Source organism: Streptomyces sp. NPDC001407 (assembly GCF_042895325.1).
Lineage (GTDB): Bacteria > Actinomycetota > Actinomycetes > Streptomycetales > Streptomycetaceae > Streptomyces.
Map to the genome: position 1 here is coordinate 284069 of NZ_JBIAWF010000004.1, position 24104 is coordinate 308172.

Genomic DNA, 24104 nt, shown 5'->3' on the forward strand with positions numbered 1-24104 from the left:
GCGCACCTCCACGGTCCCCGGGGGCCGCCTCACGCTCCGCACGGCCTGCGGGCCCGTACCCGCCGGGCCGCGGCTCCTCGTCCTGGGCCGCTGCCGAGCTCTGGGGTGCGCACCGCCCGTCCCGCCGTTATGGGAAGAACATCACGAATGCTGGATGCGGAAGTGGGGATGCTCTTTTCTCAAGTTCAGCGATGACGTGAGGGAGCTCCCAAGTGGCCGCTCGGCATTCCACGCCCTTCTCGCGGCCCGACGCCGCCGGCACCGGCCTCACCGCCGGCGGGACCCCGGACACCCCGCCGCCGCTCTCCGTCGAAAGCCGGCAGGTGCGGGGCCTGATCGAACAGAGGCGTGCCGCGCCGCCGGGCCGCGCGAGTGCCCCGGCGACGTTCTTCGAGATCGCCTGGCACGAACAGCCGCTGCCCGACGACCGGCCACCGGGGTCCGTCGCGGACGAACGGTGGCTCGTCGCCGACCTCGGCTCGGGCGGCGCGCTCGCCACGGAGCTCGCCGGAGTCCTCACCGCCGCCGGGGCCCGGTGCGAGCTCGTCGACCCCGGGCACATCACCGGAACCACCCGCGCCGACGCCGCCGGCCTCGTGCTCTGCGCCGACCCGGCCACCGGCCCCGAGCTGTCACCAGAACTGTCGCTGCGGCTCGTGCGGCACACCCTCGCCGCCGTGCGCGAGCATCCCGACACCCCCGGCCCCTGCCCCGTATGGCTGCTCACCCGGGGCGCCAGGGCCGTGTCGCCGGGCGACGCGGGACACCCGGACGCCGCCGCCCTCGGCGGCTTCGCGCGGGTGGTCATGCGCGAATGCCCCGGCCTGCGCCTGACCCTGGCCGACGCCGACCCGGCCGCCGGAGCCGGGCAGTTGCTCCCCGAACTGGCCGCCGGGCCGACGGGCGAGGAGGTCGCCTGGCGTGGCGGCGTCCGCTACGTGGCCCGGCTGGTCCCCGCCCCGCCGGTGCCCGGCGGGCAGACCTGGCCCGTCCCGGAACCGGTCGTGTACGGACAGGACGTCTTCAGGCTCCGGCCCGGGGACGACGGCACCCTCGACGGCCTCCGCCTCGTGGCGGAGGAACGCCGAGCGCCCGGCCCCGGCCAGGTGGAAGTCCGGGTGAGCGCCGCCTGCCTGGACTTCCGGGACGTCATGAACGCCTTCGGACTGCTGCCGTCGGCCGGACAGCGGCCACACCTGGGCAGCGACCTCGCCGGCACGGTCACCGCGGTCGGGCCGGACGTCGAAGGATTCGCGCCGGGCGACCGGGTGGTGGGTGTCGCGAACGGATCGTCCGGATCGTTCGTCGTCACCACCGCGGCCCTGCTTCGCGCGCTCCCGGAAGGGATGGCGGCGGCACAGGCCGCGGCCCTCCCGACCGCCTACCTCACCGCCTGGTACTCCCTGTGCCACCTGGCGCGGCTCGCCCCCGGCCGCAGCGTGCTCGTCCACGCGGCGACGGGCGGGGTGGGGCAGGCGGCCGTGGCCCTGGCCCGCCATCGCGGCGCCCGGGTGCTCGCCACGGCGGGCAGCGAGCGGAAGCGGCGGTGGCTGCGCGAGTCCGGCGTCGAGCACGTCATGGACTCCCGCACCCTCGCCTTCGTGGACGACGTCCGCCGGATCACCGGCGGACGTGGGGTGGACGTCGTGCTCAACTCGCTCACCGGAGCGGGCCGCCGGGCCGGACTCGGCCTCCTCGCGCCCGGCGGCCACTTCGTCGAGATCGGCCACCACGACGCCACCCGGCCGCCCAGGCTCAAGGACGGCGCCACGTTCAGTCGCGTGCTCCTCGACAAGGCGCTCGAAGAACAACCGGAATTGATGGCCGCGCAGCTGGAATCGGTCCTGGGCGACGTGGCCGCGGGCAGGCTGCCAGCGCTGCCGCACCGTGAACTCCCGCTGGAGAAGGCCGCGGAAGCCATGCGTGCCATGGCCGCGGCCGAGCACATCGGCCGGCTGGTACTGACCGTGCCCGGGAGCGGCGCTGCCCGGGCCCTGCCGCCGCGCGGCAGCTCACCCGCGGTCCGCCCCGGCGCCGCGTACATCATCTCCGGCGGCCTGCGCGGGCTGGGCCTGGAGGCCGCCGAACGGCTGGCCCGGCACGGTGCCGGGCGGATCGTCCTCGGCGGCCGCTCGCACCCCCGGCCGGAGGCGGCGGCCCGGCTCGACCGGGTACGGGCGGCCGGGACCGAGATCCGCATCGTGCTCGGCGACATCGCCGCCGACCGCACCGCCGGGCGCCTCGTGGCCGCGGCCGTCGACGGCGGCCGGCAGCTGGCGGGCGTGCTCCACACCGCCGGTGTGCCCGACGACGGCCCCGCCGCCAGGCTCACCGACGAGCGCGTCGGGAACGTGTGGCGGCCCAAGGCCGAAGGAGCCTGGCGGCTGCACCTCGCCACCCTCGGCCACCGGCCCGACTGGTGGGTGGCCTTCTCCTCCGCCGCCACCCTGGTCGGCACCCCGGGCCAGGCCGCCCGCGCCGCCGCCGACGCCTGGCTCGACGCCTTCGCGGCCTGGCGCCGGGCCCGGGGGCTCCCCGCCCTCACCGTGAGCTGGGGTGCGTGGCAGGGCGTCGGCAGGGAACGGCCCGCCGCCGGTGAGGCGCACGCGGCCATCGGCGTCGACGAGGGCTTCCGGGCGCTCGAACAACTGCTGACCCACGACCGCACCTGGACGGGCGTGTTCCCCCTGAACGCGGGTGCCGTCCCGTCGTGACCGGCTCCTCGCGGCCGGGCGCGCGGAGCACTCAGCGGCTCACGGCGCCCGGCCGCCGTTCGGGAACGGCCGCCGGGCCGGTGAGTTCGCGCGCCAGTGACGACCGGCTGAGCAGGATCAGCCCGGTCAGGATCAGCGCCGCGCCCGCCAGTTCGGCGACGGTCCACCAGCCGCCGCGGATCCGCTCCCCGTACAGGGCCACGCCGAGCGCCACGCTCGTACCGGCGTCGCCCAGGATCAGGGCCGGCTGGGAGAAGACCAGGGAGCCGGACTGGAGGGCGTTCTGCAGCAGGAAGAGCGCGGCCACGCCCGTCGCGGCGAAAGCGTACGTCTGCCAGGCGGAGAGGAAACCGCCCGCGCCCGCGGTCCTCCACCGCAGGACCGCGGTCTTGAGCAGGGCCGCCGTCAGCGCGTAGCAGATCGCGGCGGCCATCGCGAGGCAGGAGGCCCGGACCGCTCCGGGCGCCCGTGCCGCCGCCACGGCGACCAGCGCCGCGGTCACGGACAGACAGCAGCCCAGGACCAGCACCCAGCGGCCCGCGGGAACGGCCGCGTGCCCGGCGCCCGGCGCGGCCGCCCACAGCGCGATGCCCAGCCCCGCCGTGATGCACGCGGCCGCCCGCCACACCTCGGCGGACGGGCGGCGGCGCAGGACCACCCCGGCGAGCAGCAGCGCGGCGGGCAACTCCAGCACGAACACCGGCTGTACGACCGACAGCGGGCCGTATCCGAGCGCCAGCGCCTGGAAGCAGGCCGCCGCGGGGACCGTCGCGATGCCCGCGAGCCAGACCCGCTGACGGGCCAGCCGGACGATCAGGGTCCACCGCAGGCCGTCCTCCACGGGCACCCGGCCGGCGGCCTTGCGCTGCAGCACCGTCGCCAGCGCGTTGCAGGTGGTGGTGAGCAACGCGAAGAGCACAGCCGCCACCGTGTCCACGGGCCACCTCCCTCCCGGTGCCGGACCCCCGCCCCGAGCGGGGCCTGCGGACCACCATCCTGGGTCCGGCGCCGGGTCCTCACATCTCCAAGGGCGGGTCGGTCACCGCCCGAGGGCCCACGGCCGGGCCGGGACCTCGAAGACGAGCTCCAGGCCGTCCTCCTCGTCCCACTGCTCTCCCACCTCGGTGAAGCCGAAGCCCGCGATCGTGGCCAGGGACGCCGTGTTGTCGGGACTGATGGTCGCCCGCACGGTCGTGACCGTGGGCTCCGCCGCCGCCCGGCGGAGGAGTTCGGCCAGGGTGGCGCGGGCATAGCCCCGGCGGCGGAAGAGAGGAGCGACCGAGTAGCCGATCTCGACCATGCCCGCCTCGTCGGGCGGACCGTGGAAACCGGCATGGCCGACGACGAGGCCCTCGTCGCCGACGACCGCCTGCCGCACCATCCACCGCGCACGGGCGGGGTCGGCGGCCATTTGGCCGAGCCGGTACCGCCACAGCGACCGAGCTCTGTCGGTCAGGAAGTAGTCGGTCAGCGCGACACCGGCGATCCGGCCGGCCGCTAGCAGGTTTCCGTCGAGCAGAGCGGACATCGCCTCGCCGGACAGTTCGACGAATTCGACGAAACGGATGCGGGATTCCTCGGGCATCCGTGGATGTTCGCCCACCAGCCCGCGGGCGTCCAATGAATTCGAGGTGAGCGTTCCCCGCCCCGTCGTTAATTTGGAGCCATGACAGCCCGAGGCCGGTATCTCGCGGCCGCGGGGGTGTTCGCGGTCGGGATGGCGGGGACCACGCTGCCGACGCCGTTGTACGGTCTCTACCGGGAACGGATCGGGTTCTCCGAGCTGATGGTGACGGTCGTCTTCGCCGTCTACGCCCTCGGGGTGATCGCCACGCTGCTCGTCGCCGGTGACTTCTCCGACGTCCTCGGCAGACGCCCGGCGCTGCTGGCAGCTCTCGGGTTCTCGCTGATGAGTGCGGTGTGCTTCCTGTGCGAGGACGGGCTGCCGCTGCTGTTCGCGGGGCGGCTGCTCTCGGGGTTCGCCGCCGGGCTCTTCAGCGGGGCCGCGACGGCCGCCGTGCTGGAGCTGGCGCCCGCGGAGCAGCGCGGGCGGGCGGGATTCGCCGCCACGGCCGCCAACATGGGCGGCCTGGGCTGCGGTCCGCTGCTGGCGGGGACCCTGGCGCAGTACGCGCCGTGGCCGCTCCGGCTGCCCTTCCTCGCCCACATCGCCCTGCTCGTGGCGGCCCTCGCCGTCACCTGCGTGCTGCCGGAGACCGTGGCGCGCCGCACCCCCCGGCCGCCGCTGCGCCCTCAGGGCATGGTCGTTCCCGAGGAAGTGCGCGGAGTGTTCGCGCCGGCCGGGCTGGCCGCGTTCGCGGGCTTCTCGTTGATGGGGCTGTTCACGGCGGTGGCGCCCAGCTTCGTCGCCCAGACCCTGGGGGTGCGCAACCTGGCCGTCACCGGCGTGGTCGTCTTCTCGGTCTTCTGCGCCTCGACGGCCGGCCAGTTCCTGATGGGCCGGGTGGGCGTCCGGCGCGCGCTGCCCGGCGGTTGCCTGGTGCTGACGGGCGGACTGGTGCTCGTGGGGGCCTCTCTGCTGCTGGAGTCCCTGCCGGTGCTGACGGTGGGCGCGGTCGTCGGGGGCCTGGGCCAGGGCCTGGCCTTCCGCGCGGCGCTGACCAGCGTGAGCGCGGTCGCCCCGGGCGAGCACCGCGGCGCGACGATCTCGGCTTTCTTCGTCGTCGCCTACGTCGGGATCTCGCTGCCGGTGGTCGGGGTCGGGGCCCTCACCCTCGCGCTGGGGTTGCGCGGGGCGGGCCTGGTCTTCGCGGGCTGCGTGATGGTGCTGTCGACCGGGGTGGGCGTCTTCCTGCTGCGCAGGCCCCCGCCGACGGGCTGAAGGAAAAGCACCGTGGCGCGGGCCTCGAAAGCCCGCGCCACGGTGAGGTCTGCCGCGTACGGTCAGCGCGCCGCCGCGGCCCGCTGCCGCACATAGCCGATCAGGGCCAGCGCCAGCGCCAGGCCACCCGTGAAGTACAGCTGCACCCGTGTGTCGGCGTTCAGGGTCATGAGCACCAGCGCGCCCACCACACCGGCCAGCGTCACCCAGGTCAGATACGGGAAGGCCCACATCCGCACCACCAGTCGCTCGGGCGCCTCGCGCTCCAGCCGGCGGCGCAGCAGCAGCTGCGAGGCGGCGATGAAGCCCCAGACCACCAGCACGACGCCGCCGACCATGTTGAGCAGCCAGGCGAAGACGGTGGTGGGGTACCAGTACGACAGCAGGACGGCGAAGAAGCCGAACGCGCAGGAGGAGAGCACCGCGCGGCGCGGCACCCCGCCGGAGACCTTGCCCAGGGCCTTGGGCCCCTGGCCGCGCGAGACCAGCGAGTAGGCCATGCGCGAGGAGCCGTAGATGTTGGCGTTCATCGCCGACAGCAGGGCGATCAGGACGACCACGTTCATGATCTGGCCGCCGCCGGGGACGCCGAGGCGGTCGAGCACGGCCGCGTACGGGCCGTCCTCCGTGACGGCCTTGTCGCTCCACGGCATCAGCGTGACGATCACCAGCATCGAGCCGACGTAGACGATGCCGATCCGCCACATCGTCGTCCGCACGGCCTTGGCCACGCCGCGCACCGGGTTCTCGGACTCGGCGGCCGCGATGGTCACCGTCTCCAGTCCGCCGTACGCCGCGAGCGAGGCCAGGAGCCCGATCATCAGCCCGTTCGCGCCGTTGGGCAGGAAGCCGCCGTCGTGCAGGAGGTGCGCGCTGCCGGGGGAGTCGCTGCCGGGCAGGACGCCCAGGACGGCGAGGGTGCCGAGGATCAGGAAGAGGGCGATGGCGCCGATCTTCAGGGCGGCGAACCAGAACTCGAACTCACCGAAGTTGGAGACCGCGCCCAGATTGGTGCCGCAGAAGAGCGCCATGAAGACCAGCACCCACAGCCAGGACGGGGTGCCGGGCAGCCAGCCCTGCACGATGTGGGCGGCGCCGATCGCCTCGATCGCCACGCCCACGACCAGCAGGGTCCAGAACATCCAGCCCGCGGTGAAGCCCGCCCACCGGCCGATCGCGCGGTCGGCGTGCACGGAGAACGAGCCGGACGCCGGGTTCGCGGCGGACATCTCGCCGAGCATGCGCATCACGAACATCACGAGGAGGCCGGAGGCGGCGTAGGCCAGCACGATCGAGGGGCCCGCCGCCGCGATGCCGGCGCCGGAGCCCACGAAGAGGCCCGCCCCGATGACTCCGCCGAGGGCGATCATCGAGAGGTGCCGCTGCTTGAGTCCGTTCGACAGCGGGGAATCCTGCTGGGGAGCGTCCTCCCGCAGCGGGGGAGGAGACGCGAGTGTCCGGCTCATGGTCGTACCTGTCCAATATGCGAGATCGAAGGTACGAGTATGAGCAAGTCGGTGAAAGCCTGGCGCGGCCGTCCGATATTCGGACGTTCGCTTCACGCAGAGTGATCGAAAAGCAGCAGGAGCACCACGCGCGGCCGCCGTCGGCAGAACGGCCGGAAGGACCCGTTACCGGGGCCGCACCGGCCTGCCACCGTTCACCGTGCGGCTCGCCCCCCGCGGCCGCACGAGTCCTGGGAGGCGCCATGACCACCGTCTCGGGCACGCGGATCGACGTACTCGCCCGTGAAGTCCCGCCGCCGGGCAGCTCGATCGCGGTGTCCGCCCGGCTCTCCGTCACCGTCGAGGCCCCCGAAGGCATCGTCGACCTGACCGGCGAGCTCCGCCGGCTCGTCGAGACCTCGGGCGTCGCGGAGGGCACCCTGCACGTGTACTGCGGCCACACCACCTGCGGTCTCCTCGTCAACGAGCGGGACCCGGGCCTGGAGGCCGACCTGGGGCACCTGCTGGAGCGGCTGGTCCCGCACAGTGCCCACCACCCCTACGCCCACGACAAGCTGCGCACACCCGCCGAGCGGCTGGAGCACGGCGGTGAGCGCGACAACGGCCATTCCCACGCGCGTGCCTTGCTCGCCACCCACCCCGAACTCGGCATCCCGGTCACGGCCGGAGAGCTCTACCTGGGCCGGTGGCAGGCCGTCATGCTCGCCGAGTTCGACGGGCCGCGCACCCGCGAGCTCCTGGCCCGCGTCCACACGGCCCGGCCCGCGGTCTGAGCCCGGCGGCCCGCTGCCGGCTTCCGCACGGGAGGCCGGGGCGGGTGGCCCGGGGCGGGTGGCCCGGGGCGGTCCGTTCGCCTGCGGCAGCCGCGTGGCACCGGGCATCCTGTGGGCATGGCTGAGCTCGATGGTGAGAACGTGCCCGCGTACCGGGTGGTCCGGGTGACCGCCCCCGAACCGCCGGTGGCGGCGCTCGGGGACATGGAGGCGTGGCGGGCCCGGGAGACGTATCCCGAGATCCTCCTGGCCGGCGGGCCGGTCTTCGGCGTGGTGCGCGAGCGCGAGGCGGGCGGGTGGGAGGTCGTCTCGTCCTTCTCCGGCCTCGCCCCCCAGGACGCCCGCGACGACATGGGCTGCCAGTTCCGCAAGCTGGCGCAGGAGGCGGAGCGTGACGGGGACGCGGCCGCGCACGAGGAGTGCGTGCGGGCGGCGAAGCGCACCGACTGGGAAGCCGTCGACGAGATGACCGTGCTGGGCGCGCGCTACCGCGTCGCGCGTGCGGAGCGCTTCGTCCGCTCCGGCCCGCTGGGGCCCGAGCCGCCGCGCCCCAGCGACCCGGACCCGGCCGTGCCGGGCGAGTCGTACAAGACGCGGGACGCCGAACGCGGCCTGGTCATCGACCCGTTCACCGCCACCGGCATGTCCGAGGGCATCCTCAAGATCGAGCTCCTCGCGCTCGTGCGCAAGACCGGTGCCGTGCCCCGGGAGGTCCGTGACGACTCCCTGCGTGCCGCGGAGTCGCACCCCGGAGGGGTGCTGCTGCCCGCGACCTTCGGCACGGCCGAGAAGGAGTACGGCCACTGGCGGCCCGACTGCGCGGGCACGGCCACCACGCCGCAGGGCGCGCGGGACACCCTCGCCATGGGACTGCGGGTGATGATCCCGTGGCACCTCGGGCTCACCCCGGAGCAGCGCGCCCCCTACATGGCCGCAGCCGACCGGCTCGACGCGGAGCGCGGCAACGAACTGGAAGTGGCAGGGCGGAAGTTCAAGGTGGTGCGCATCGAACGGCTGGTGCGCATCGGGCCGGACGGGCCCGAGGGCCCGCGCCCTTCCGACCCCGATCCGCAGCCGCCCGTGATGGTGCAGGACAAGCAACTGCGCGAGCAGGGTCTCATCACCGGTGACGAGGACGAGGACGCGCCCGTCGAACTCGACGAGCACACCCAGCGGCTGGCCGATCTCTTCCGCGAGGAGGAAGCCAGGCGCGAGGCGCGTGCGGAGGGCCGCTGAGCCGGCCGCCACCGCCGGCCACGGGCGCGCACGCCCGTGGCCGACGCCTCACCGTTCCGCTCTGCGCAGCAGCCACGCCGACGCGCAGCCGCCGAGGAGGACCACCGCGGCGCCCGCCAGCTGGCTGGTCTCGACGCCGGAGGCGAACGCGTTCACCACCGCCGTCCGGTCGCTTTCCGTGGATGCTCCGGCGAGCGCGGCCGGGAGGGATGCCGCGCCGGTGGCCGCCGCCGGGAGCAGGCCCGTGAAGCGGGAGTTCATGACCGCGCCCAGGACGGCGACGCCCAGGCTGCCGCCGAGCTCCGACATCGTGCCGTCGACCCCGGCGCCCGCCCCGGCCTTCTCGGGCGGGATCGCCCCCATGACCGCCTCGGCGATCGCCGGGTTGGCGAGCGCGCAGCCCGTACCCATGAGGACGAGGCCGAGCAGCAGTACGCCGTAGCCGTCCGAGGCGAAGGCCGCGACCACCGCGAAGCCGGCCGCCAGCAGCCCCACACCGACGGCCACCGCGAGCGGCAGACTCAGCCGCCGCAGCAGCCTGGTGGAGATCCCGGTGAAGTTGAGCGCGACGACCGTGAGCGCGAACGGCGCCGTGCGCAGCCCCGCTTCCAGCGGTGAGTAGCCGCGGACGAACTGCAGCTGCTGGGAGAGCAGGAACAGCGCGCCCGCGCTGCCGAAGGTGATCAGCACGACGCCCACGACGGCCCCCACGAACCGGCGGTCGCGGAAGAAGCCCATGTCCAGCATCGGGTGCGGGACGCGGCTCTCCCAGAGCGCGAACGCCCCGAGGACGAGCACCCCGCCCAGCGCGGGGAGCACCACCCGGGCGGTGCCCCAGCCGTGCTCGGGCCCGGAGACCACCGCGAAGACGACCGCCGACATGCCGACGGTGGACAGCAGGGCGCCGGTCAGGTCGGGCCGGTGCCCGGCGGGGTTCCTGGACTCGGGCACGAGCCTCCAGGCGGCGACGAGACCGAGCAGTACCACGGGGATGTTGATCAGGAAGATCGCGCCCCACCGGAAGTGGTCGAGCACGAGACCGCCGATCAGCGGGCCGGCGGCGAAGCCGAGGGCGTTCACCGCCGCCCAGATCCCGATCGCCCGCAGCCGCTCCTCGGCGTCGAAGACCTGCATGACGACCGCGAGCGTGGTCGTCAGCAGCAGGGCGCCGCCGACGCCCATGCCCGCGCGGGCGGCGATCAGTTCACCGGTGGAGCCGGCCAGGCCGGCCGCGAGTGAGCCGGTGCCGAAGAGGGCGAGCCCCGTCAGCAGCATCTTCTTGCGGCCGTAGCGGTCGGCGGCGCTGCCCCCGGCGAGGAGCAGGCCGGACTGCACGAGCGAATAGGCGTTGATCATCCACTGGACGTCCGCGGTCGTCGCGCCCAGCTCCCGGGTGAGGGAGGGCACCGCCACGTTCAGGACGGTGTTGTCCAGCACCACGGTGAGCTGGGCGAGACAGATCACGCCGAGGATCAGCCACCGGGTGGGGAGCCTGGCGGTGGCCCGGGTGGCGTCGGCGGTCACGCTCATGCCGGCGGGGCGTAACGCGCGATGGGGTTGCGCAGGCTGCCCACGAGCTGGAGGGCGGCCGACGGGTCGGCCAGGTCGACCATCTGCTGGTTGTTGCGCAGCTGGAGCCGGTTGAGGCAGGACAGCGCGAACTCCTCGGCGAACATGTCGTACTGCTTGAACTTGTGCGCGAGCTGCGGCGTCGACTCCTGATAGTCCGTCACGCAAGCGGCGACCGTCCGCCAGAACGCCTCCTCGTCGAGGACGCCCTCGGCGACCAGGACCGCGTTCAGATAGCGGAAGAAGCAGTCGAAGACGTCGGTGAAGACCGACAGCAGCTTCATGTCCTCGGGGACCTCCGCCCGCACGCGCCGGACCTCCGGCGGGAGGTCCGCCAGGGGGTCCATGACGACGATCTCCTCGGCGATGTCCTTGAAGATCACACGCTCGACCGTGCCGCCGTCGAGCACCATGATCACGTTCTCGCCGTGCGGCATGAAGGCCAGGTCGTAGGCGTAGAAGCTGTGCAGCAGGGGCGTGAGATAGGCGTCGAGGTAGCGCCGCAGCCACACCTCGGGAGCCAGCCCCGACCGCTCGATCAGCGCGGCCGCGAAGGAGCGGCCCTCGTGGTCGGTGTGGAGCAGGGAGGCCATCGTGGCGAGGCGCCGGCCCGGCTCAAGGGAGGCGACGGGGCTCTCGCGCCACAGGGCGGCGAGCATCTTGCGGTAGGGGGAGTGGCGGTCGGTGGCCGCCTCGTAGTGCCGGTGGTGGTAGCCGACGGCCGCCCGCTCCCGGATGATCGACAGGCGCGCCGCCTGGAGGACCTCGTCCTTGGCGACGAGGTCGGCGAGCCAGTCGTTGATGGCCGGGGTCGCCTCCATGTAGGCGGCCGACAGACCCCGCATGAAGCCCATGTTCAGCACGGACAGCGCGGTCTTCACATAGTGCTTGGCCGGTGCGCTGGTGTTGAAGAACGTACGGACCGACTGCTGGGCGAGGTAGTCGTCGTCGCCGGGCCCGAGGCACACCAGCCGCTGCCGGGCGACGTCGGCGGCGAAGGTCACGGACAGCTTGTTCCACCACTGCCAGGGGTGGACGGGTATGAGGTGGTAGTCGGCGAGGTCGAGGCCGAGGCCGGACATGGTGTCCGCGAAGCGGCCGAGGAGCTCCTCGCCCAGCTCGTCGCACATCAGCCGGTCGTGGTCGAGGCCCTCGCCCGAGGTGAAGGTGGAGTGGTCGCGGTGGGCGGCCAGCCAGATCAGCCGGACGGGGCTCGCGGCCTCGGGCGCGTACGCGTGGTATTCGTGCACCCCGAAGCCGAGGCGCCCGTTGTTGGCGACGAAGCCCGGGTGACCCTCGGTCATGCCGGTCTCGATGGCCTGGAAGTCCGCGTCGGCGAGCTCGGCGGCGCTCACCGGCTCCTTGGCGAGCTTGTAGGCCGTGCCGGAGAGGGTGGAGCTGATCTCCTCCAGATAGACCGGGAGGATCTCGTCCGACAAGCCGAGCGCGCCCCGCAGCTGGATGAGGAAGTCCAGCGCGTCCAGCGGGAGTTCCTCCTCGCCGCGGTGCCGGGTGATGCTGTCGGCGTCGATCTGCCAGTGGTCGAGCGCCAGGAGGCGGGCGGCGAACCGGTACTCCTGCGTGCCGTCGTCGCTGCGGACGGTGAAGTGGCCGGGCGCGGCCGGCTCGGGGGCGAGCAGCCGTTCGTGGGAGAACTCCGCGAGCGCCTTGCGGATCAGCTGCCGGTTGGCGGCCGCCCAGTGGGCCGGGGTCAGGTGGGAGACGGCTTCACGGGGGTTCACTCGGTCACTCCTCGGGTTGCGGCCGGGCTGCTGTGGAACCGGTCGCGGGTGCAGACGCTGAGCAGGGCGTCCTTCTCGGGCTTCTCGACGGTGCGCACGGTCACGAAGCCGACGGCCGCGTTGAGCGCGTGCACCGCTGTGTTGTTCACGTCGGGCTCGACCACGACGCGCCGGGTCGCCGGGTCGGCGAAGAGCCAGGCCATGACCGTGGTGATCACACCACGGGTGAAGCCGTGCAGCGGGGTGTCGCTCGGCGCGCACAGGAAGTGCATGCCGACGTCGCCCTCCTCCGGTTCGTAGAGCCCCACCAGCTCGACGCGCGCCGGGTCGTAGCGCTCGGCCAGGAAGACGGGGCGGCCGTCCAGCAGGCCGACGAAGGCGTCGTGGTGCGGGTGTTCGGCGATCTCGCGGTAGGCGCGGGCCACCTCGGCCACATCGGCGTCCTGCATCATCCAGAACGTCGCCTTGGGGTGGGTGACCCAGCGGTGCAGCATCGCGGCGTCGGCGTCCGGGTCGAGCGGGCGGATCGTGAACTCGCCGAGCCGCTCGTCGGTGCGGGAGAAGACGGTCTCGCTCATCGCAGGACACCGCCCTCGGGGGCGCCGAACTGCTGGAAGGCGATGGACTTCTCGACCGGGTAGACCTCGCGGCCCAGCAGCTCGCGGATGATCCACGAGTTGCGGTAGGGGCCCATGCCCAGGTCGGGGGAGGTGATGCTGTGCGTGTGGGTGCCGGCGTTCTGGAGGAAGATGCCCCGGCCGGTGGTGTCGATGCTGTAGTTGCGGGCGACGTCGAAGCGGCCGTGCCGGTCCCAGCGGATCCGGTCGCGCACGGGCTGGAGGAAGTCGGGGGTGCGGTAGCGGTAGCCGGTGGCCAGGACGAGGCCCTGCGTGGTGAGCGAGAAGTCCCGCTCCTGCTCCACCTGGCGCAGGCCGAGGGTGTAGGTCCCGGAGATGTCGTCGTAGGAGGCGCTCTCCAGCGCGGTGTTGGTCAGCAGCCGGGTGGGGACCGGGCCCTTGACGCTCTTCTGGTAGAGCAGGTCGAAGATGTTGTTGACGAGCTCCGCGTCGATGCCCTTGAAGAGGCCCTTCTGCTCGGACTCCATGCGGTAGCGGGTGTCCTCCGGCAGCGCGTGGAAGTAGTCCACGTACTCGGGGGAGGTCATCTCCAGGGTGAGCTTGGTGTATTCCAGTGGGAAGAAGCGGGGGGAGCGGGTCACCCAGTCGAGGCGGTAGCCGTGGGTGTCGGTGTCGGCCAGCAGGTCGTAGTAGATCTCGGCCGCGCTCTGTCCGCTGCCGACGACGGTGATGCTGTCCTTGGCCTGGAGGCCGGCCTTGCCCTCCAGATAGCGGGAGTTGTGCAGGACGTCACCGCCGAGCCCCTGGCAGGCGTCCGGGACGTGAGGCGGGGTGCCGGTGCCGAGGACGAGGTGCCGGGCCTGGTGCGTGACCGTCTCGCCGGTGGCCGTGCGCACCGCGTGCACGGTGTAGAGCCCGGTGCCCTCGTCGTAGGCGACGGAGGTCACCTCGTGGCCGAAGCGGACGCTGCGGAGCTTGGCCGCGGCCCAGCGGCAGTAGTCGTTGTACTCGTTGCGCAGCGGATAGAAGATCTCGCGTATGTAGAAGGAGTACAGCCGTCCGGACTCCTTGAGGTAGCTGAGGAAGGAGTACGGGGAGGTGGGGTCGGCCAGGGTGACGAGGTCGGCCATGAAGGGGGTCTGGAGCGTGGCGGAGTCCAGCAGCATCCCCGGGTGCCAGTCGAAGTCCGGCTTGCTCTCCAGGAAGAGGCCGTCGAGCTCGTCGAGGGGTTCGGTCAGGCAGGCGAGGCCCAGGTTGTAGGGGCCGAGGCCGATCGCGATGAAGTCATGGGTGGACATGGAGGTCTCCCGTTCGAGGGGGCGGGGTGAGGGGTGGTTCAGCCGGCGCGGTGGAGGAGCTCGGCGGTGAGCCGCTCGTCCACGTACCGGCCCGCGTGCCCGGCGAGGAGGTCGAGGACGTGCGCGATGTCGTCCAGCGAGGTCTCCGGGTTGAGCAGGGTGAATTTGAGGTAGTGCTTGCCGTCGACCTTGGTGCCCGCGACCACGGCCTCGCCGGAGGCGGCCAGTGCCTCACGGGCGTGCAGGTTCGCCCCGTCGGCGAGGTCCCGGCCGCGCTGGTCCGCCGGCAGGTAGCGGAAGACGACGGTGCTCAGCTGCGACTTGGTGACGACCTCGAAGCGCGGGTCCTCGGTCAGCAGCTCCCACGCCGCGGCCGCGCGGTCCACGACCTCGTCGAAGAGCGAGCCGATGGCGTCCGCGCCCATGATGCGCAGGGTCAGCCAGAGTTTCAGCGCGTCGAAGCGGCGGGTGGTCTGGATGCTCTTGTCGACCTGGTTGGGGATGCGCTGCTCGGCCATGCGGGCCGGGTTGAGGTAGTCGGCGTAATACGTGGCGTGCCGCAGGGTGGCCCGGTCGCGGACCAGCACCGCGCTGGAACTGACGGGCTGGAAGAAGGACTTGTGGTAGTCGACGGTCACCGAGTCCGCGCGCTCGATGCCGTCGAGCAGGTGCCGCCGGGTGGGGGAGACCAGCAGGCCGCAGCCGTACGCGGCGTCCACGTGGAACCACACCCCGGCCCACCGGCACAGGTCGGCGATCTTGGGGAGCGGGTCGATGGAGCCGAAGTCGGTGGTGCCGGCGGTGGCGACGACCGCCATGATCACCAGGTCGTCGGCGCGGCAGCGCTCGATCTCGCGGGCGAGGGCGGCGGGCCGCATGCGCCGCTCGGGGCCCGTCTCCACGGAGATGACGGCGTCCTGGCCGAGGCCGAGCAGCTTGGCGGACTTCTGGACGCTGAAGTGGCTGGCCTCGGAGGTGAGGATGCGCAGCCGCGGCAGGATGTCGTGCCGTTCGAGCGGGGCGGGGGCGTTCTTCGCCGCGAGCGCCAGGGCCTCCTCGCGGGCGAGCAGCAGCGCCTGGAAGTTGGACTGGGTGCCGCCGCTGGTGAAGATGCCGTCGGCGTCCGGGCCGAGGCCGATGCGCTCGGCCGTCCAGTCGATCAGGCGGCGCTCGATGAGGGTGCCGCCCGAGCTCTGGTCCCAGGTGTCGAGGGAGGAGTTGACAGCGGTCAGGACGGCCTCGCCGAGCAGCGCCGGGATCACCACCGGGCAGTTGAGGTGGGCGAGGTAGCGGGGGTGGTGGAAGTAGACGGCGTCCCGCAGATAGACGTCCTCGAGCTCGTCGAGGGCGGCGGCGGGGTCCTCGAGCGGGCGGTCCAGGTCGATGCCGTCGATCTCCGGGGCGAGCCGCGCGGGGGAGATCCCGGTGAGGGGGCGCTCGGTGCCCGCTATCCGGTTCGCCACCCGGTCGATCCCGGCGGCGAGGGAGCGCCGGTAGCTGTCGACCGTGAGGTGGTTGAGGAGGTGCGGCCGGGCCTGCGCCGCGCCGGACGCGGGGGCTGCCGATATCTCGCCCGCCGAAGGGGCTTCGGCCTCGGCGATGTGCCCCGGGAAACTCATGAGCGTGGTGTCCTTCCGGTCGCTGACTGCGATCAACTTAGGGGAGCCTAACCTAATCCACGGGGTGGATGTGACGGCTCCGCCCGGCGGCGGGGGGTGATCGTTGGGGGAATGAGCGTTAGGTTAACCTAACCTAAGTTTTTGTCGGGCCAGGGGTGTCACCGCACCCCGGGAGACCCACCGTGACCCACGCCAACCCGCCACGGAACAAGGAGACTTTGTGAGCATGGAGGTCCACCGGGACGCCTGGGGCATCCCCCACCTCCGGGCCGGCAGCCCGGACGAGCTCGCCCACGCCCAAGGGCGCAACGCCGCCCTCGACCGTGCCTGGCAGATCGAGGTGGAGCGGCACCGCTCCCAGGGCACCACGGCCGCCTTCCTCGGTCCCGGCGCCGTCGGCTGGGACCGGCTCGCCCGGCAGGCCCGCCTCGACGACACCGCCCGCCGCTGCTTCGAGCGCCTCGACGACGGCACCAAGGCGTGGGTCACGGCCTACGTCGACGGCGTCAACTCCGGCCTCGCCGCGGGCGCGCGCCGCGCACCGGAATTCGCGGCCGCCGCGCTCGACCCCGGACAGTGGCGGCCCTGGACCCCGCTCGGCGTCTGGCTCTCCCACCACATCCTCTTCGCCGGCTTCCCCGCCAAGCTGTGGCGCGAGGAGGCCGCCCGCGTGCTCGGCCCCGGGGCGGCCCGGCTGTTCGCCACCGACGGCCCCGCCGGCTCCGGCAGCAACGGCTGGCTCGTCACCGGCGACCGCACCGCCACCGGGGCCCCCGTCATCGCGGGCGACCCGCACCGCTTCATCGAGGACCCGGGCATCTACCAGCAGATCCACCTGAACTGCCCCGACTACGACGTGGTGGGCCTCGCCGTGCCCGGCGTCCCGGGCATCGCCCACTTCGGCCACACCGGCACGGTCGCCTGGGCCATCACCAACGCCATGGCCGACTACCAGGACCTCTACGACGAGCAGCTCCGCCGCCGCGGCACCGCGGTGGAGGCACTCGGCCCCGACGGCTGGCGGCCCGCCGCCGTCCACACCGAGACCATCGAGGTCGCCGGGGGCGACCCGGTCGGCATCGAGGTGATCGAGACCGACCGCGGCCCCGTCGTGATCGGCGGCCCCGGCGCACCACGGACCATCAGCCTGCGCATCCCCCCGCGCGTCAGCGAGGACCTCGGCTTCGCCACGCTGCCCGCCCTGCTGAGGGCCACCACCGTCACCGACGTCGACCGGGCCTTCGACCACTGGGCCGAACCCGTCAACGTCGTCCAGGCCGCCGACACCGAGGGCGGCCTCCTCCACCGCGTCGCCGGACGCGTCCCGCTGCGCCACCACGACAACCGGCTGCGCGTCGTACCCGCCTGGGAGCCCGGACACGACTGGCAGGGCTGGCACGACCCGATGCCGCGCGCCGAGGTGAGAGGCATCGCGGTGATGGCCAATCAGCGCGGCCTGGCCGCACCGCTCGGGGCCGAGTTCGCCGCCCCGCACCGGGCCGACCGCATCCGCCACCTGCTGGACGCGTCGCACGAGTGGTCCGCCGGGGACATGGCCGCCGTCCACACCGACACCCACCTGGCCTCCGCGGGACCCCTGCTGGACCTGCTCTCCCGGCTGGAGGACCTGGGCCCGGACGCCCGGCGGCTACGGGACCGGCTGCTGCGCTGGGACCGCCGGATGGACGCCGGCAGCACCGACGCCACCGCGTACGCCGCGCTGCGGTCGGCCGTCGTACGCCGCTTCGCGGCACACCCGGTGCTCGCGGGACTGGCCGAGCCGCCCGCGTACCCCGAGGTCTTCCTGCCCTGGCTCGCCCTGGCCCCCCGGATCGCCTTCGCCCTGGAACACCTGCTGCGGGAGGACCTGTTGCCCGGTGTGGACCGCGCCGGGCTCGTCCGCGCGGCACTCGAGGACGTGGCGGCGGAGTCGTTCGGCCCGTGGGGCGAGGCGCACCGGCTCGCGCCCTGGCAGTCGCTGCCCGGCGAGGCGGACGAGGAGTGGCCGGGCCTGTCGGGCGACCACGACTGCGTGCTGTCCACCTCCAGCGTCCCCGGCGTCACCGACCACAGCGCCCGCGGACCCGCCGCCCGCTACGTCTGGGACCTCGCCCGCCGCGAGGACAGCCTGTGGGTGGTGCCGTTCGGCGCCTCCGGCGTGCCCGGCGACGCCCATCACCGCGACCAGCTGCCGCTGTGGCTGCACGGCGGACTCGTCCCCGTGATCACCGACTGGAACCAGCTCACCGAGGAGCGAGACGATGTCTGAATCCCCCGCGCAGTCCCTTTCCGTCGCCGAGCGGGCGGCCGTGCACGAGCAGGCGGTCGACGGCTTCGGGACCGTCCGGGTCGTCCCGGTCGACCCCGCCGCCGACGCCGGGCTGATCCACTCCTGGGTCACCCAGGAACGCGCCCGCTTCTGGGGCATGGGGGACGCCGACCGCGAGCGGGTCCTGGAGATCTACACCTATATCGACTCCCTCCCCACGCACCACGCCTACCTCCTCGAACGCGACGGCCGGCCCGTCGCCCTCTTCCAGACGTACGAGCCGGCGGCCGACCCCGTCGGCGAGTGCTACGACGTGCGGCCCGGCGACTTCGGCATCCACCTGATGATCGGCCCCCCGACGGGCGGCCCGGAGCGGGGCTTCACCGCGACCCTGCTCTCCGTCTTCCTCACCTACGTCCTCACGGCCGACCCCGGCAGGCTGCGGATCGTGGTCGAACCCGACGCCCGCAACGCGAAGGCCGTCGCCCGCCTCACGCGCGCCGGATTCACCCGCGGCCCCGAGATCGAACTCCCCGGGAAGCGGGCCCAACTGGCCTTCCTCGACCGGGAGACGTTCCTTTCCTGGTAAGGGGCACCACCGGCGTGCCGGGGCCGCTCCCGCCGCGGGCGGCCCCGCACCCGGCAGAAAGCCGCCGGTCAAGCACCGTACACGGCCTAGGGTGATCGGCATGGCCAAGACATACGCCGGAGCGCGACTGCGCCGCCTGCGCGAGGAACGGCGGCTCAGCCAGGCCGAGCTGGCCCGCGCGCTCGCCATCTCGCCCAGCTATCTCAACCAGATGGAGCACGACTCACGGCCGCTGACCGTGCCCGTACTGCTGCGCCTGACCGAGACGTTCGGCGTGGACCCCGGGTTCTTCTCCGAGCGCGACACCAGCCGGGTCGTGGCGGACCTGCGGGAATCCCTCGCCGACGAGATCGCCGCCGGCCGGGTGTCGCCCTTTGACCTCACCGAGCTCGTCTCCCGGCTGCCCGCCGTCGCCGACGTCCTGCTCGGACTCGGGCGCCGCTGCCAGGACCTGACCGAGCGCCTCGCCGAGGCCGCCGAAGGCCGTGGCACCGTCGACCCGGCGCTGCCGCGCCCGCCGCACGAGGAGAACCGCGAGTTCTTCCACCGCAGACAGAACTACCTCCACGACATCGACACCACCGCCGAGGAACTGGCCCTCGCCATAGGCGTCCGCCCCGGCGCCACCCTGCGCGCCCTGACCGGCCGGCTCGACGGCCGCCACGGAGTGCGCACGGCCACCGGCACCGGCCCCGACCGCCTGCACCACTACGACCCGGACGGGCGCGTCCTGCACCTGTCGAGCCGGCTGCGCCCCGGCCAGAAGGCCTTCCGCATGGCCACCCAGCTCGCCCTCCTCGAACACGGCGCGGAGATCTCCCGCCTCGCCTCGGAGGACTACGAAGAGGGCTCCACCACCTGGGCGCTGACCAGGATCGGCATCGCCACCCACTTCGCCGCGGCGCTGATCCTGCCCTACCGCGAGTTCCACCGTGCCGCGGAGGAACTGCGCTACGACATCGAGCGGCTCAGCGACCGCTTCGGCTTCGGCTACGAGACCGTCTGCCACCGGCTCAGCACGCTCCAGCGGCCGGGGCTGCGCGGGGTGCCGTTCTCCTTCGTGCGCGTCGACCGCGCGGGCAACATGTCCAAGCGGCAGTCGGCCAGCGGCTTCCCCTTCTCCCGGGCCGGCGGCACCTGCCCGCTGTGGAACGTCTACGAGGCGTTCGGCGCGCCCGGCCGCGTCCATGTGCAGATCGCCGCCATGCCGGACGGCAGCCGCCATCTGTGGACCGCCCGCACCGTCACCCGCCACCGGGGAGGCTGGGGCGAGCCAGGCAAGACCTTCGCCATCGGACTGGGCTGCGAGATCCGCCACGCCTCCCGGCTCGTCTACTCCGACGGCCTCGACCTCGGCCGGCACGCGGCCGCCACCCCGATCGGCATGGGCTGCCGCGTCTGTGAGCGCCTCGACTGCCCGCAGCGGGCCGTCCCGCCGCTCGGCCGCGCGCTCGCCGTCGACGAGAACGCCGGCACGTTCGTGCCCTACCCCGTCCGGTGAGCGGCCCGCCTTCACGCCGCCGTGCCGTAGCGGTCCCGACGGGTCGCGGCCACCCAGCGCGCCCGTAACTCCTCGTACACCACCCGCTCCTCACGCGACAACGCCCGGCCCCGGCGCGCGACCAGGAACGCGCGGATCGCCTCGTTCAGATCGGCCGCGTCCACGCGTGCGGGACCGGAAGAAGATGCAGAGGGCATGCGTACTACGCTACGCCGGGGCACTGACAAGGGCTCAAATCCGCACGTCGGAGGCCGATTCGAGCTCAAGGGCGAGGCGTCGGGGTATGACGCGAGATGCGGCAGTCACGCATGGTGCCCATGAGGGGCGCACCGCGTGCGGCCGGGGCGGCCACCCGCCCCCCCCAGGGGGGCGGCCCGGCACCGGGAGTCGAGCCGAGCGGCTCAAGGCGGGAATAGCATGATCAACACGCGCGCTGAGTTGTGGTGATCACCCGTCCCGGACACCACGGACCAGAGCACGGAGCCGACATGAACCAGCCTTCCCCCGCCACCTCCTCCTCCGCCGCCGCCGACGGGCCGCTCCGGGGGCGGACGGTCGTCCTGATCGGCGGTGGCTCGGGCATCGGGCTGCGCGTCGCGCACCAGGCGGTCGCTGCGGGTGCGCGAGTGGTCCTCGGCGGCCGTACCCCGGAGCGGCTGGCCGCCGCGGCACGGGAACTCGGTGACCGTGCGACCTGGCGGACCGTGGACATCACGGACCGGTCGTCGCTCGCCGGCTTCTTCGCCGGACTCGACCGCGTCGACCACCTCTTCACCTCCGCGGCCTCCTACCGGGTCGGCCCGATGCTGGAGTTGAGCGACGAGGACGCCGAAAGCCCCTTCGTCTCGAAGTTCTGGGGCCAGTACCACGCGGTCAGGCATGCCGCTCCCAAGCTGTCCCCGGACGGATCGGTGGTCCTGATGTCGGGCGCCGCCGGAGCCCGCCCGCCGGCGGCCGCGCCCGCCTACGCCGCCTGCAACGCCGCGATCGAGGGCCTGGGCCGGGGGCTGGCCCTCGAACTGGCCCCGGTCCGCGTCAACGTCGTCTCGCCCGGCACCGTCGACGGCAACCTGTGGTCGCACCGCCCGGCACCCGACCGCGAGGCGGCGTTCGCGCAATACCGCAGGGACACGCTCCTGCACCGGCTCGGCACGGAGGACGAGATCGCCCAGACCGTGCTGTTCCTCTTCACCAACGGCTTCACGACCGGCTCGACGCTGTACCCGGACGGCGGCTACACCCTCCGCTAGCCCGCCGGCCCGGGGCGGGCCGGGGGAGCGAGCCCGCCGCGGGCGGCACCGGATCCGGCCGAATTCCCGCCAAGGGCCGCGAGGGATGCGTGGTTTCCCTTGTGCCCGCGGGCCGCATGGTGTGTGCTGTCGCGCGTTCCCTCCCTTCGGCACCGAGGTGGACCATGGCTGAGCTCTCCCGTCGGCGGCTGCTCGGATCGGCCCTGGGAATCGGCGGGCTCACCGCCGCGGCGTCCTTGCTGCCGCCGAACCTCCGGCGCGCGATGGCGGAGCCGGTACGGAAACCCGGGCGCCTGGAAGACATCGAGCACGTGGTGATCCTCATGCAGGAGAACCGCTCGTTCGACCACTACTTCGGCACCATGCGCGGGGTGCGCGGGTTCGACGACCCGCACGCGGTGCAACTGCCCGGCGGACGTCCGGTCTTCTACCAGCCGGACCCCGCCAACCCCGACGGCTACCTCCTGCCCTTCCACCTCGACACGCAGACCACGAGCTCCCAGGCCATCCCGTCCACCAGCCACGCCTGGAAGGTGCAGCACGCGGCCGTGAACGGCGGCCGGATGGACAACTGGGTCCCCGCGCACCGCAAGGCCGACGGCGAGCAGAACGGCCCGTACACCATGGGCTACTACGAACGCGCCGACATCCCCTTCCACTTCGCGCTCGCCGAGTCCTTCACCCTCTGCGACGCCTACCACTGCTCCGTCCTCGGGCCGACCTGGCCCAACCGGCTCTACCACTGGACCGGCACGGTCGACCCCGGCGGCCGCTTCGGCGGGCCCATCATCAGCAACGAGATCCCGTCGCCGTTCCGCTGGACGACCTATCCCGAGCGCCTGACGAAGGCGGGCGTCTCCTGGCACGTGTACCAGCAGGAGGACGACTACGGCTGCAACCCCCTGGAGTTCTTCAAGTCCTTCCAGGACGCCGCCCCCGGTGACCCGCTGTACGAACACGGCCTGACCATCGCCCCGGCGGACCAGTTCGCGCGCGACGCGCGGGACGGCCGGCTGCCCACCGTCTCCTGGATCATCCCGACCTCCCCGCAGTGCGAGCACCCGGACTACCTCCCGGCCTCCGGAGCCGACTTCCTCGCGCAGCAACTGGACGCGGTCGCCGCGAACCAGGACGCCTGGCGCAAGACCGTCTTCATCGTCAACTACGACGAGAACGACGGGCTGTTCGACCACGTCGTGCCACCGATGCCACCGCCGGGCACCGCGGACGAGTTCGTCGGCGGCCTGCCGATCGGCGGCGGCATCCGTGTGCCGTGCCTGATCGTCTCGCCCTGGACCCAGGGCGGATTCGTGGCGAGCGAGCCCTTCGACCACACCTCGGTCCTGCGCTTCCTGGAACGCGTCACCGGGGTGCGCGAGCCGAACATCAGCGACTGGAGACGCCGGACCTTCGGTGACCTCACCTCGGCGCTCGGCCTGCCCGCACCCGGCCCCTTCCCCCAACTGCCCAGCACCAGGGACGAGTTGTGGAAGGCGGAGAACGACGTCGCCACCCTGCCGCCCGCGCAGTTCCCGGGCGCGGACCAGAGACCGCCGCACCAGGGCGCCCAGGCGGGCCGCGGGCCGGCCACCGCACCGCCGCCCGTGGGGCCCGGCGCGCCAGGCGGTGCCCGCCCGTACGCCAGAAGCCGCATCGTCGAGAACGACACCACCCACAAGGACGACTTCCCGCACGGCACGGCCGGCACGAACTTCCCCGGCATCCAGGACACCGCCCCGAAGACGGGCCCCACCACCGGCACACACGTCTACGCGGCGGGGATCGTCAGCAACACCATCTCGGTCGTCGACCCCTCGAACCACACCCTGGCCGCGAGCGTCGACGCGGGGATCAACCCCTTCGGCATCACCCGCACCCCCGACGGCCGCAAGCTCTACATCAGCAACTCCGGAGCGGGCGACGTCTCGGTGTTCGACACCACCCAGGGCAAGATCGTCTCCGCCGTCCGCGTGGGCCTCTACCCGCACGGCGTGGTGACATCACCCGACGGCGCGTACGTCTACGTGGCCGACACCGGCCCGGACCCCGGAGCCGGCGGATCGCGGTCCCTGTCGGTCATCGACACGGAGACCGACACGGTCGACGACACCTGGCAGACGGGCCTCGCCCCGCGCTGCGTCGCGCTCAGCCCGGACGGCACGACCCTCTATGTGACCTGCACCGACGGCCTGTCCGTCCTGGACACCGGCGACGGGAGTACCCGGCGCACCCTGCCCGGCCAGGCGCGGGCGAACGGCGTCGCGGTGCACCCGGACGGCAGGCGCGTCTATGTCGTCGATCCCCGGCAGGGCACCCTGTCGGTCATCGACAGCGGCAGCCTCCGGGTCAGGGCGCGCATCCGCGTCGGCAGGAGCCCGTGGCAGGTCGCGGTCGGCCCGGACGGTTCGCGTGTGTACGTCACGGGCGCCAACGACGACACCGTCACCGTGCTCGACGCGAACGGCGGCCGGATCGGCACGGTACGGGTGAAGCACGTACCGACCGCCGTCACCGTGGCCGGTGACACCGTCTGGGTGTCCACGAACGCCTCCAGCACCGTCGACGCGATCGACGCCAAGACCCTGAAGGTCGTCGGCAGCACCCCCTTGGGCCTGGCGACCTCACCCAGCGGGCTGGCCGTCGCCTGAACCGCCGCCT

18 protein-coding genes and 1 pseudogene are annotated in these 24104 nt (G+C 73.1%); 10 read left to right on the forward strand and 9 right to left on the reverse strand.

Translation table 11 applies throughout. The features are described from left to right. The first annotated feature begins 212 nt into the window (after window positions 1–212). A complete protein-coding gene (locus ACFY1P_RS08790) occupies window positions 213–2714 on the forward strand; it encodes an SDR family NAD(P)-dependent oxidoreductase (protein WP_390750202.1) in 2502 nt (833 codons plus the stop codon). Window positions 2715–2745: 31 nt separating this feature from the next. On the opposite strand, the gene ACFY1P_RS08795 is transcribed toward ACFY1P_RS08790, so the two are convergent. Together ACFY1P_RS08795 and ACFY1P_RS08800 are read right to left on the reverse strand one after the other, a co-directional pair. Next, window positions 2746–3651, reverse strand: coding sequence for a DMT family transporter (locus ACFY1P_RS08795; protein ID WP_390750203.1), 906 nt, complete (start codon window positions 3649–3651; stop codon window positions 2746–2748). Between the two features lie 102 nt (window positions 3652–3753). Then, window positions 3754–4299: a GNAT family protein gene (locus ACFY1P_RS08800; protein ID WP_361534397.1), complete on the reverse strand. Its 546-nt coding sequence runs from the start codon at window positions 4297–4299 to the stop codon at window positions 3754–3756. Window positions 4300–4380: 81 nt separating this feature from the next. Here ACFY1P_RS08800 and ACFY1P_RS08805 point away from each other — a divergent pair, with 81 nt between their 5' ends. Further along, the gene (locus ACFY1P_RS08805) at window positions 4381–5556 is read left to right on the forward strand and encodes an MFS transporter (RefSeq protein WP_390750204.1); all 1176 of its coding nucleotides are present in this window, start codon (window positions 4381–4383) and stop codon (window positions 5554–5556) included. Between the two features lie 62 nt (window positions 5557–5618). Here the strand turns inward: ACFY1P_RS08805 and ACFY1P_RS08810 are convergent, their stop codons facing one another. Beyond that, complete coding sequence (locus ACFY1P_RS08810) at window positions 5619–7022, reverse strand: amino acid permease (protein ID WP_361534403.1); 1404 nt, start codon at window positions 7020–7022, stop codon at window positions 5619–5621. A gap of 242 nt (window positions 7023–7264) precedes the next feature. Between ACFY1P_RS08810 and ACFY1P_RS08815 the strand changes: the two genes are divergently transcribed. Next, window positions 7265–7795 carry a secondary thiamine-phosphate synthase enzyme YjbQ gene (locus ACFY1P_RS08815; protein WP_390750205.1) on the forward strand — a complete coding sequence of 177 codons (531 nt, stop codon included), beginning with the start codon at window positions 7265–7267 and terminating at the stop codon, window positions 7793–7795. A gap of 117 nt (window positions 7796–7912) precedes the next feature. Further along, window positions 7913–9031: a DUF5954 family protein gene (locus tag ACFY1P_RS08820; protein WP_361534409.1), complete on the forward strand. Its 1119-nt coding sequence runs from the start codon at window positions 7913–7915 to the stop codon at window positions 9029–9031. 48 nt (window positions 9032–9079) lie between these two features. On the opposite strand, the gene ACFY1P_RS08825 is transcribed toward ACFY1P_RS08820, so the two are convergent. From ACFY1P_RS08825 to ACFY1P_RS08845, 5 genes are read right to left on the reverse strand one after another with little or no spacing between them, the layout of a single operon-like run. Then, the gene (locus ACFY1P_RS08825) at window positions 9080–10561 is read right to left on the reverse strand and encodes an MFS transporter (protein WP_361522986.1); all 1482 of its coding nucleotides are present in this window, start codon (window positions 10559–10561) and stop codon (window positions 9080–9082) included. Next, on the reverse strand, window positions 10558–12342 hold the full coding sequence (locus ACFY1P_RS08830; RefSeq protein WP_390750206.1) for an IucA/IucC family protein: 1785 nt from the start codon (window positions 12340–12342) through the stop codon (window positions 10558–10560). Before ACFY1P_RS08830 ends, ACFY1P_RS08825 begins: the two co-directional genes overlap by 4 nt. Continuing rightward, window positions 12339–12920, reverse strand: a complete 582-nt coding sequence (locus ACFY1P_RS08835) for a GNAT family N-acetyltransferase (RefSeq protein ID WP_361522982.1) — start codon at window positions 12918–12920, stop codon at window positions 12339–12341. Before ACFY1P_RS08835 ends, ACFY1P_RS08830 begins: the two co-directional genes overlap by 4 nt. Continuing rightward, entirely contained in the window at window positions 12917–14218 is a 1302-nt protein-coding gene (locus tag ACFY1P_RS08840; RefSeq protein WP_390750207.1) for a lysine N(6)-hydroxylase/L-ornithine N(5)-oxygenase family protein, read from the reverse strand. Before ACFY1P_RS08840 ends, ACFY1P_RS08835 begins: the two co-directional genes overlap by 4 nt. 38 nt (window positions 14219–14256) lie before the next feature. Next, window positions 14257–15837 (reverse strand): pyridoxal phosphate-dependent decarboxylase family protein, encoded by a 1581-nt coding sequence (locus ACFY1P_RS08845; protein WP_390750208.1) that lies wholly within the window; start codon window positions 15835–15837, stop codon window positions 14257–14259. Window positions 15838–16063: 226 nt separating this feature from the next. On the opposite strand from ACFY1P_RS08845, the gene ACFY1P_RS08850 reads away from it, so the two are divergent. The 3 genes from ACFY1P_RS08850 to ACFY1P_RS08860 all read left to right on the forward strand — a co-directional run bounded on the left by ACFY1P_RS08850 (window position 16064) and on the right by ACFY1P_RS08860 (window position 20196). After that, window positions 16064–18106: a penicillin acylase family protein gene (locus tag ACFY1P_RS08850; RefSeq protein ID WP_390750266.1), complete on the forward strand. Its 2043-nt coding sequence runs from the start codon at window positions 16064–16066 to the stop codon at window positions 18104–18106. Continuing rightward, complete coding sequence (locus tag ACFY1P_RS08855) at window positions 18099–18695, forward strand: GNAT family N-acetyltransferase (protein WP_361522973.1); 597 nt, start codon at window positions 18099–18101, stop codon at window positions 18693–18695. Before ACFY1P_RS08850 ends, ACFY1P_RS08855 begins: the two co-directional genes overlap by 8 nt. Before the next feature lie 100 nt (window positions 18696–18795). Then, window positions 18796–20196: a short-chain fatty acyl-CoA regulator family protein gene (locus ACFY1P_RS08860; RefSeq protein ID WP_361522970.1), complete on the forward strand. Its 1401-nt coding sequence runs from the start codon at window positions 18796–18798 to the stop codon at window positions 20194–20196. A gap of 11 nt (window positions 20197–20207) precedes the next feature. Here ACFY1P_RS08860 and ACFY1P_RS08865 read toward each other — a convergent pair whose 3' ends face one another. After that, complete coding sequence (locus ACFY1P_RS08865) at window positions 20208–20393, reverse strand: hypothetical protein (RefSeq protein WP_361522968.1); 186 nt, start codon at window positions 20391–20393, stop codon at window positions 20208–20210. Between the two features lie 291 nt (window positions 20394–20684). Here ACFY1P_RS08865 and ACFY1P_RS08870 point away from each other — a divergent pair, with 291 nt between their 5' ends. The 3 genes and pseudogenes from ACFY1P_RS08870 to ACFY1P_RS08880 all read left to right on the forward strand — a co-directional run bounded on the left by ACFY1P_RS08870 (window position 20685) and on the right by ACFY1P_RS08880 (window position 24094). Beyond that, the gene (locus ACFY1P_RS08870; RefSeq protein WP_390750209.1) at window positions 20685–21446 is read left to right on the forward strand and encodes an SDR family oxidoreductase; all 762 of its coding nucleotides are present in this window, start codon (window positions 20685–20687) and stop codon (window positions 21444–21446) included. 164 nt (window positions 21447–21610) lie between these two features. Then, a pseudogene (locus ACFY1P_RS08875) lies at window positions 21611–23032 on the forward strand (alkaline phosphatase family protein); the annotation flags it as partial. A gap of 18 nt (window positions 23033–23050) precedes the next feature. Then, entirely contained in the window at window positions 23051–24094 is a 1044-nt protein-coding gene (locus tag ACFY1P_RS08880; protein WP_361522995.1) for a YncE family protein, read from the forward strand. Window positions 24095–24104 lie beyond the last annotated feature (10 nt).

Bases quoted from the DNA above. Each gene is read 5' to 3' on its own strand.
- ACFY1P_RS08820 (WP_361534409.1), top strand. From the start codon at position 7,913: ATGGCTGAGCTCGATGGTGAGAACGTGCCCGCGTACCGGGTGGTCCGG.
- ACFY1P_RS08865 (WP_361522968.1), bottom strand. From the start codon at position 20,393: ATGCCCTCTGCATCTTCTTCCGGTCCCGCACGCGTGGACGCGGCCGAT.
- ACFY1P_RS08810 (WP_361534403.1), bottom strand. From the start codon at position 7,022: ATGAGCCGGACACTCGCGTCTCCTCCCCCGCTGCGGGAGGACGCTCCC.
- ACFY1P_RS08815 (WP_390750205.1), top strand. From the start codon at position 7,265: ATGACCACCGTCTCGGGCACGCGGATCGACGTACTCGCCCGTGAAGTC.
- ACFY1P_RS08825 (WP_361522986.1), bottom strand. From the start codon at position 10,561: ATGAGCGTGACCGCCGACGCCACCCGGGCCACCGCCAGGCTCCCCACC.
- ACFY1P_RS08870 (WP_390750209.1), top strand. From the start codon at position 20,685: ATGAACCAGCCTTCCCCCGCCACCTCCTCCTCCGCCGCCGCCGACGGG.
- ACFY1P_RS08840 (WP_390750207.1), bottom strand. From the start codon at position 14,218: ATGTCCACCCATGACTTCATCGCGATCGGCCTCGGCCCCTACAACCTG.
- ACFY1P_RS08835 (WP_361522982.1), bottom strand. From the start codon at position 12,920: ATGAGCGAGACCGTCTTCTCCCGCACCGACGAGCGGCTCGGCGAGTTC.
- ACFY1P_RS08845 (WP_390750208.1), bottom strand. From the start codon at position 15,837: ATGAGTTTCCCGGGGCACATCGCCGAGGCCGAAGCCCCTTCGGCGGGC.
- ACFY1P_RS08850 (WP_390750266.1), top strand. From the start codon at position 16,064: ATGGAGGTCCACCGGGACGCCTGGGGCATCCCCCACCTCCGGGCCGGC.
- ACFY1P_RS08860 (WP_361522970.1), top strand. From the start codon at position 18,796: ATGGCCAAGACATACGCCGGAGCGCGACTGCGCCGCCTGCGCGAGGAA.
- ACFY1P_RS08805 (WP_390750204.1), top strand. From the start codon at position 4,381: ATGACAGCCCGAGGCCGGTATCTCGCGGCCGCGGGGGTGTTCGCGGTC.
- ACFY1P_RS08800 (WP_361534397.1), bottom strand. From the start codon at position 4,299: ATGCCCGAGGAATCCCGCATCCGTTTCGTCGAATTCGTCGAACTGTCC.
- ACFY1P_RS08855 (WP_361522973.1), top strand. From the start codon at position 18,099: ATGTCTGAATCCCCCGCGCAGTCCCTTTCCGTCGCCGAGCGGGCGGCC.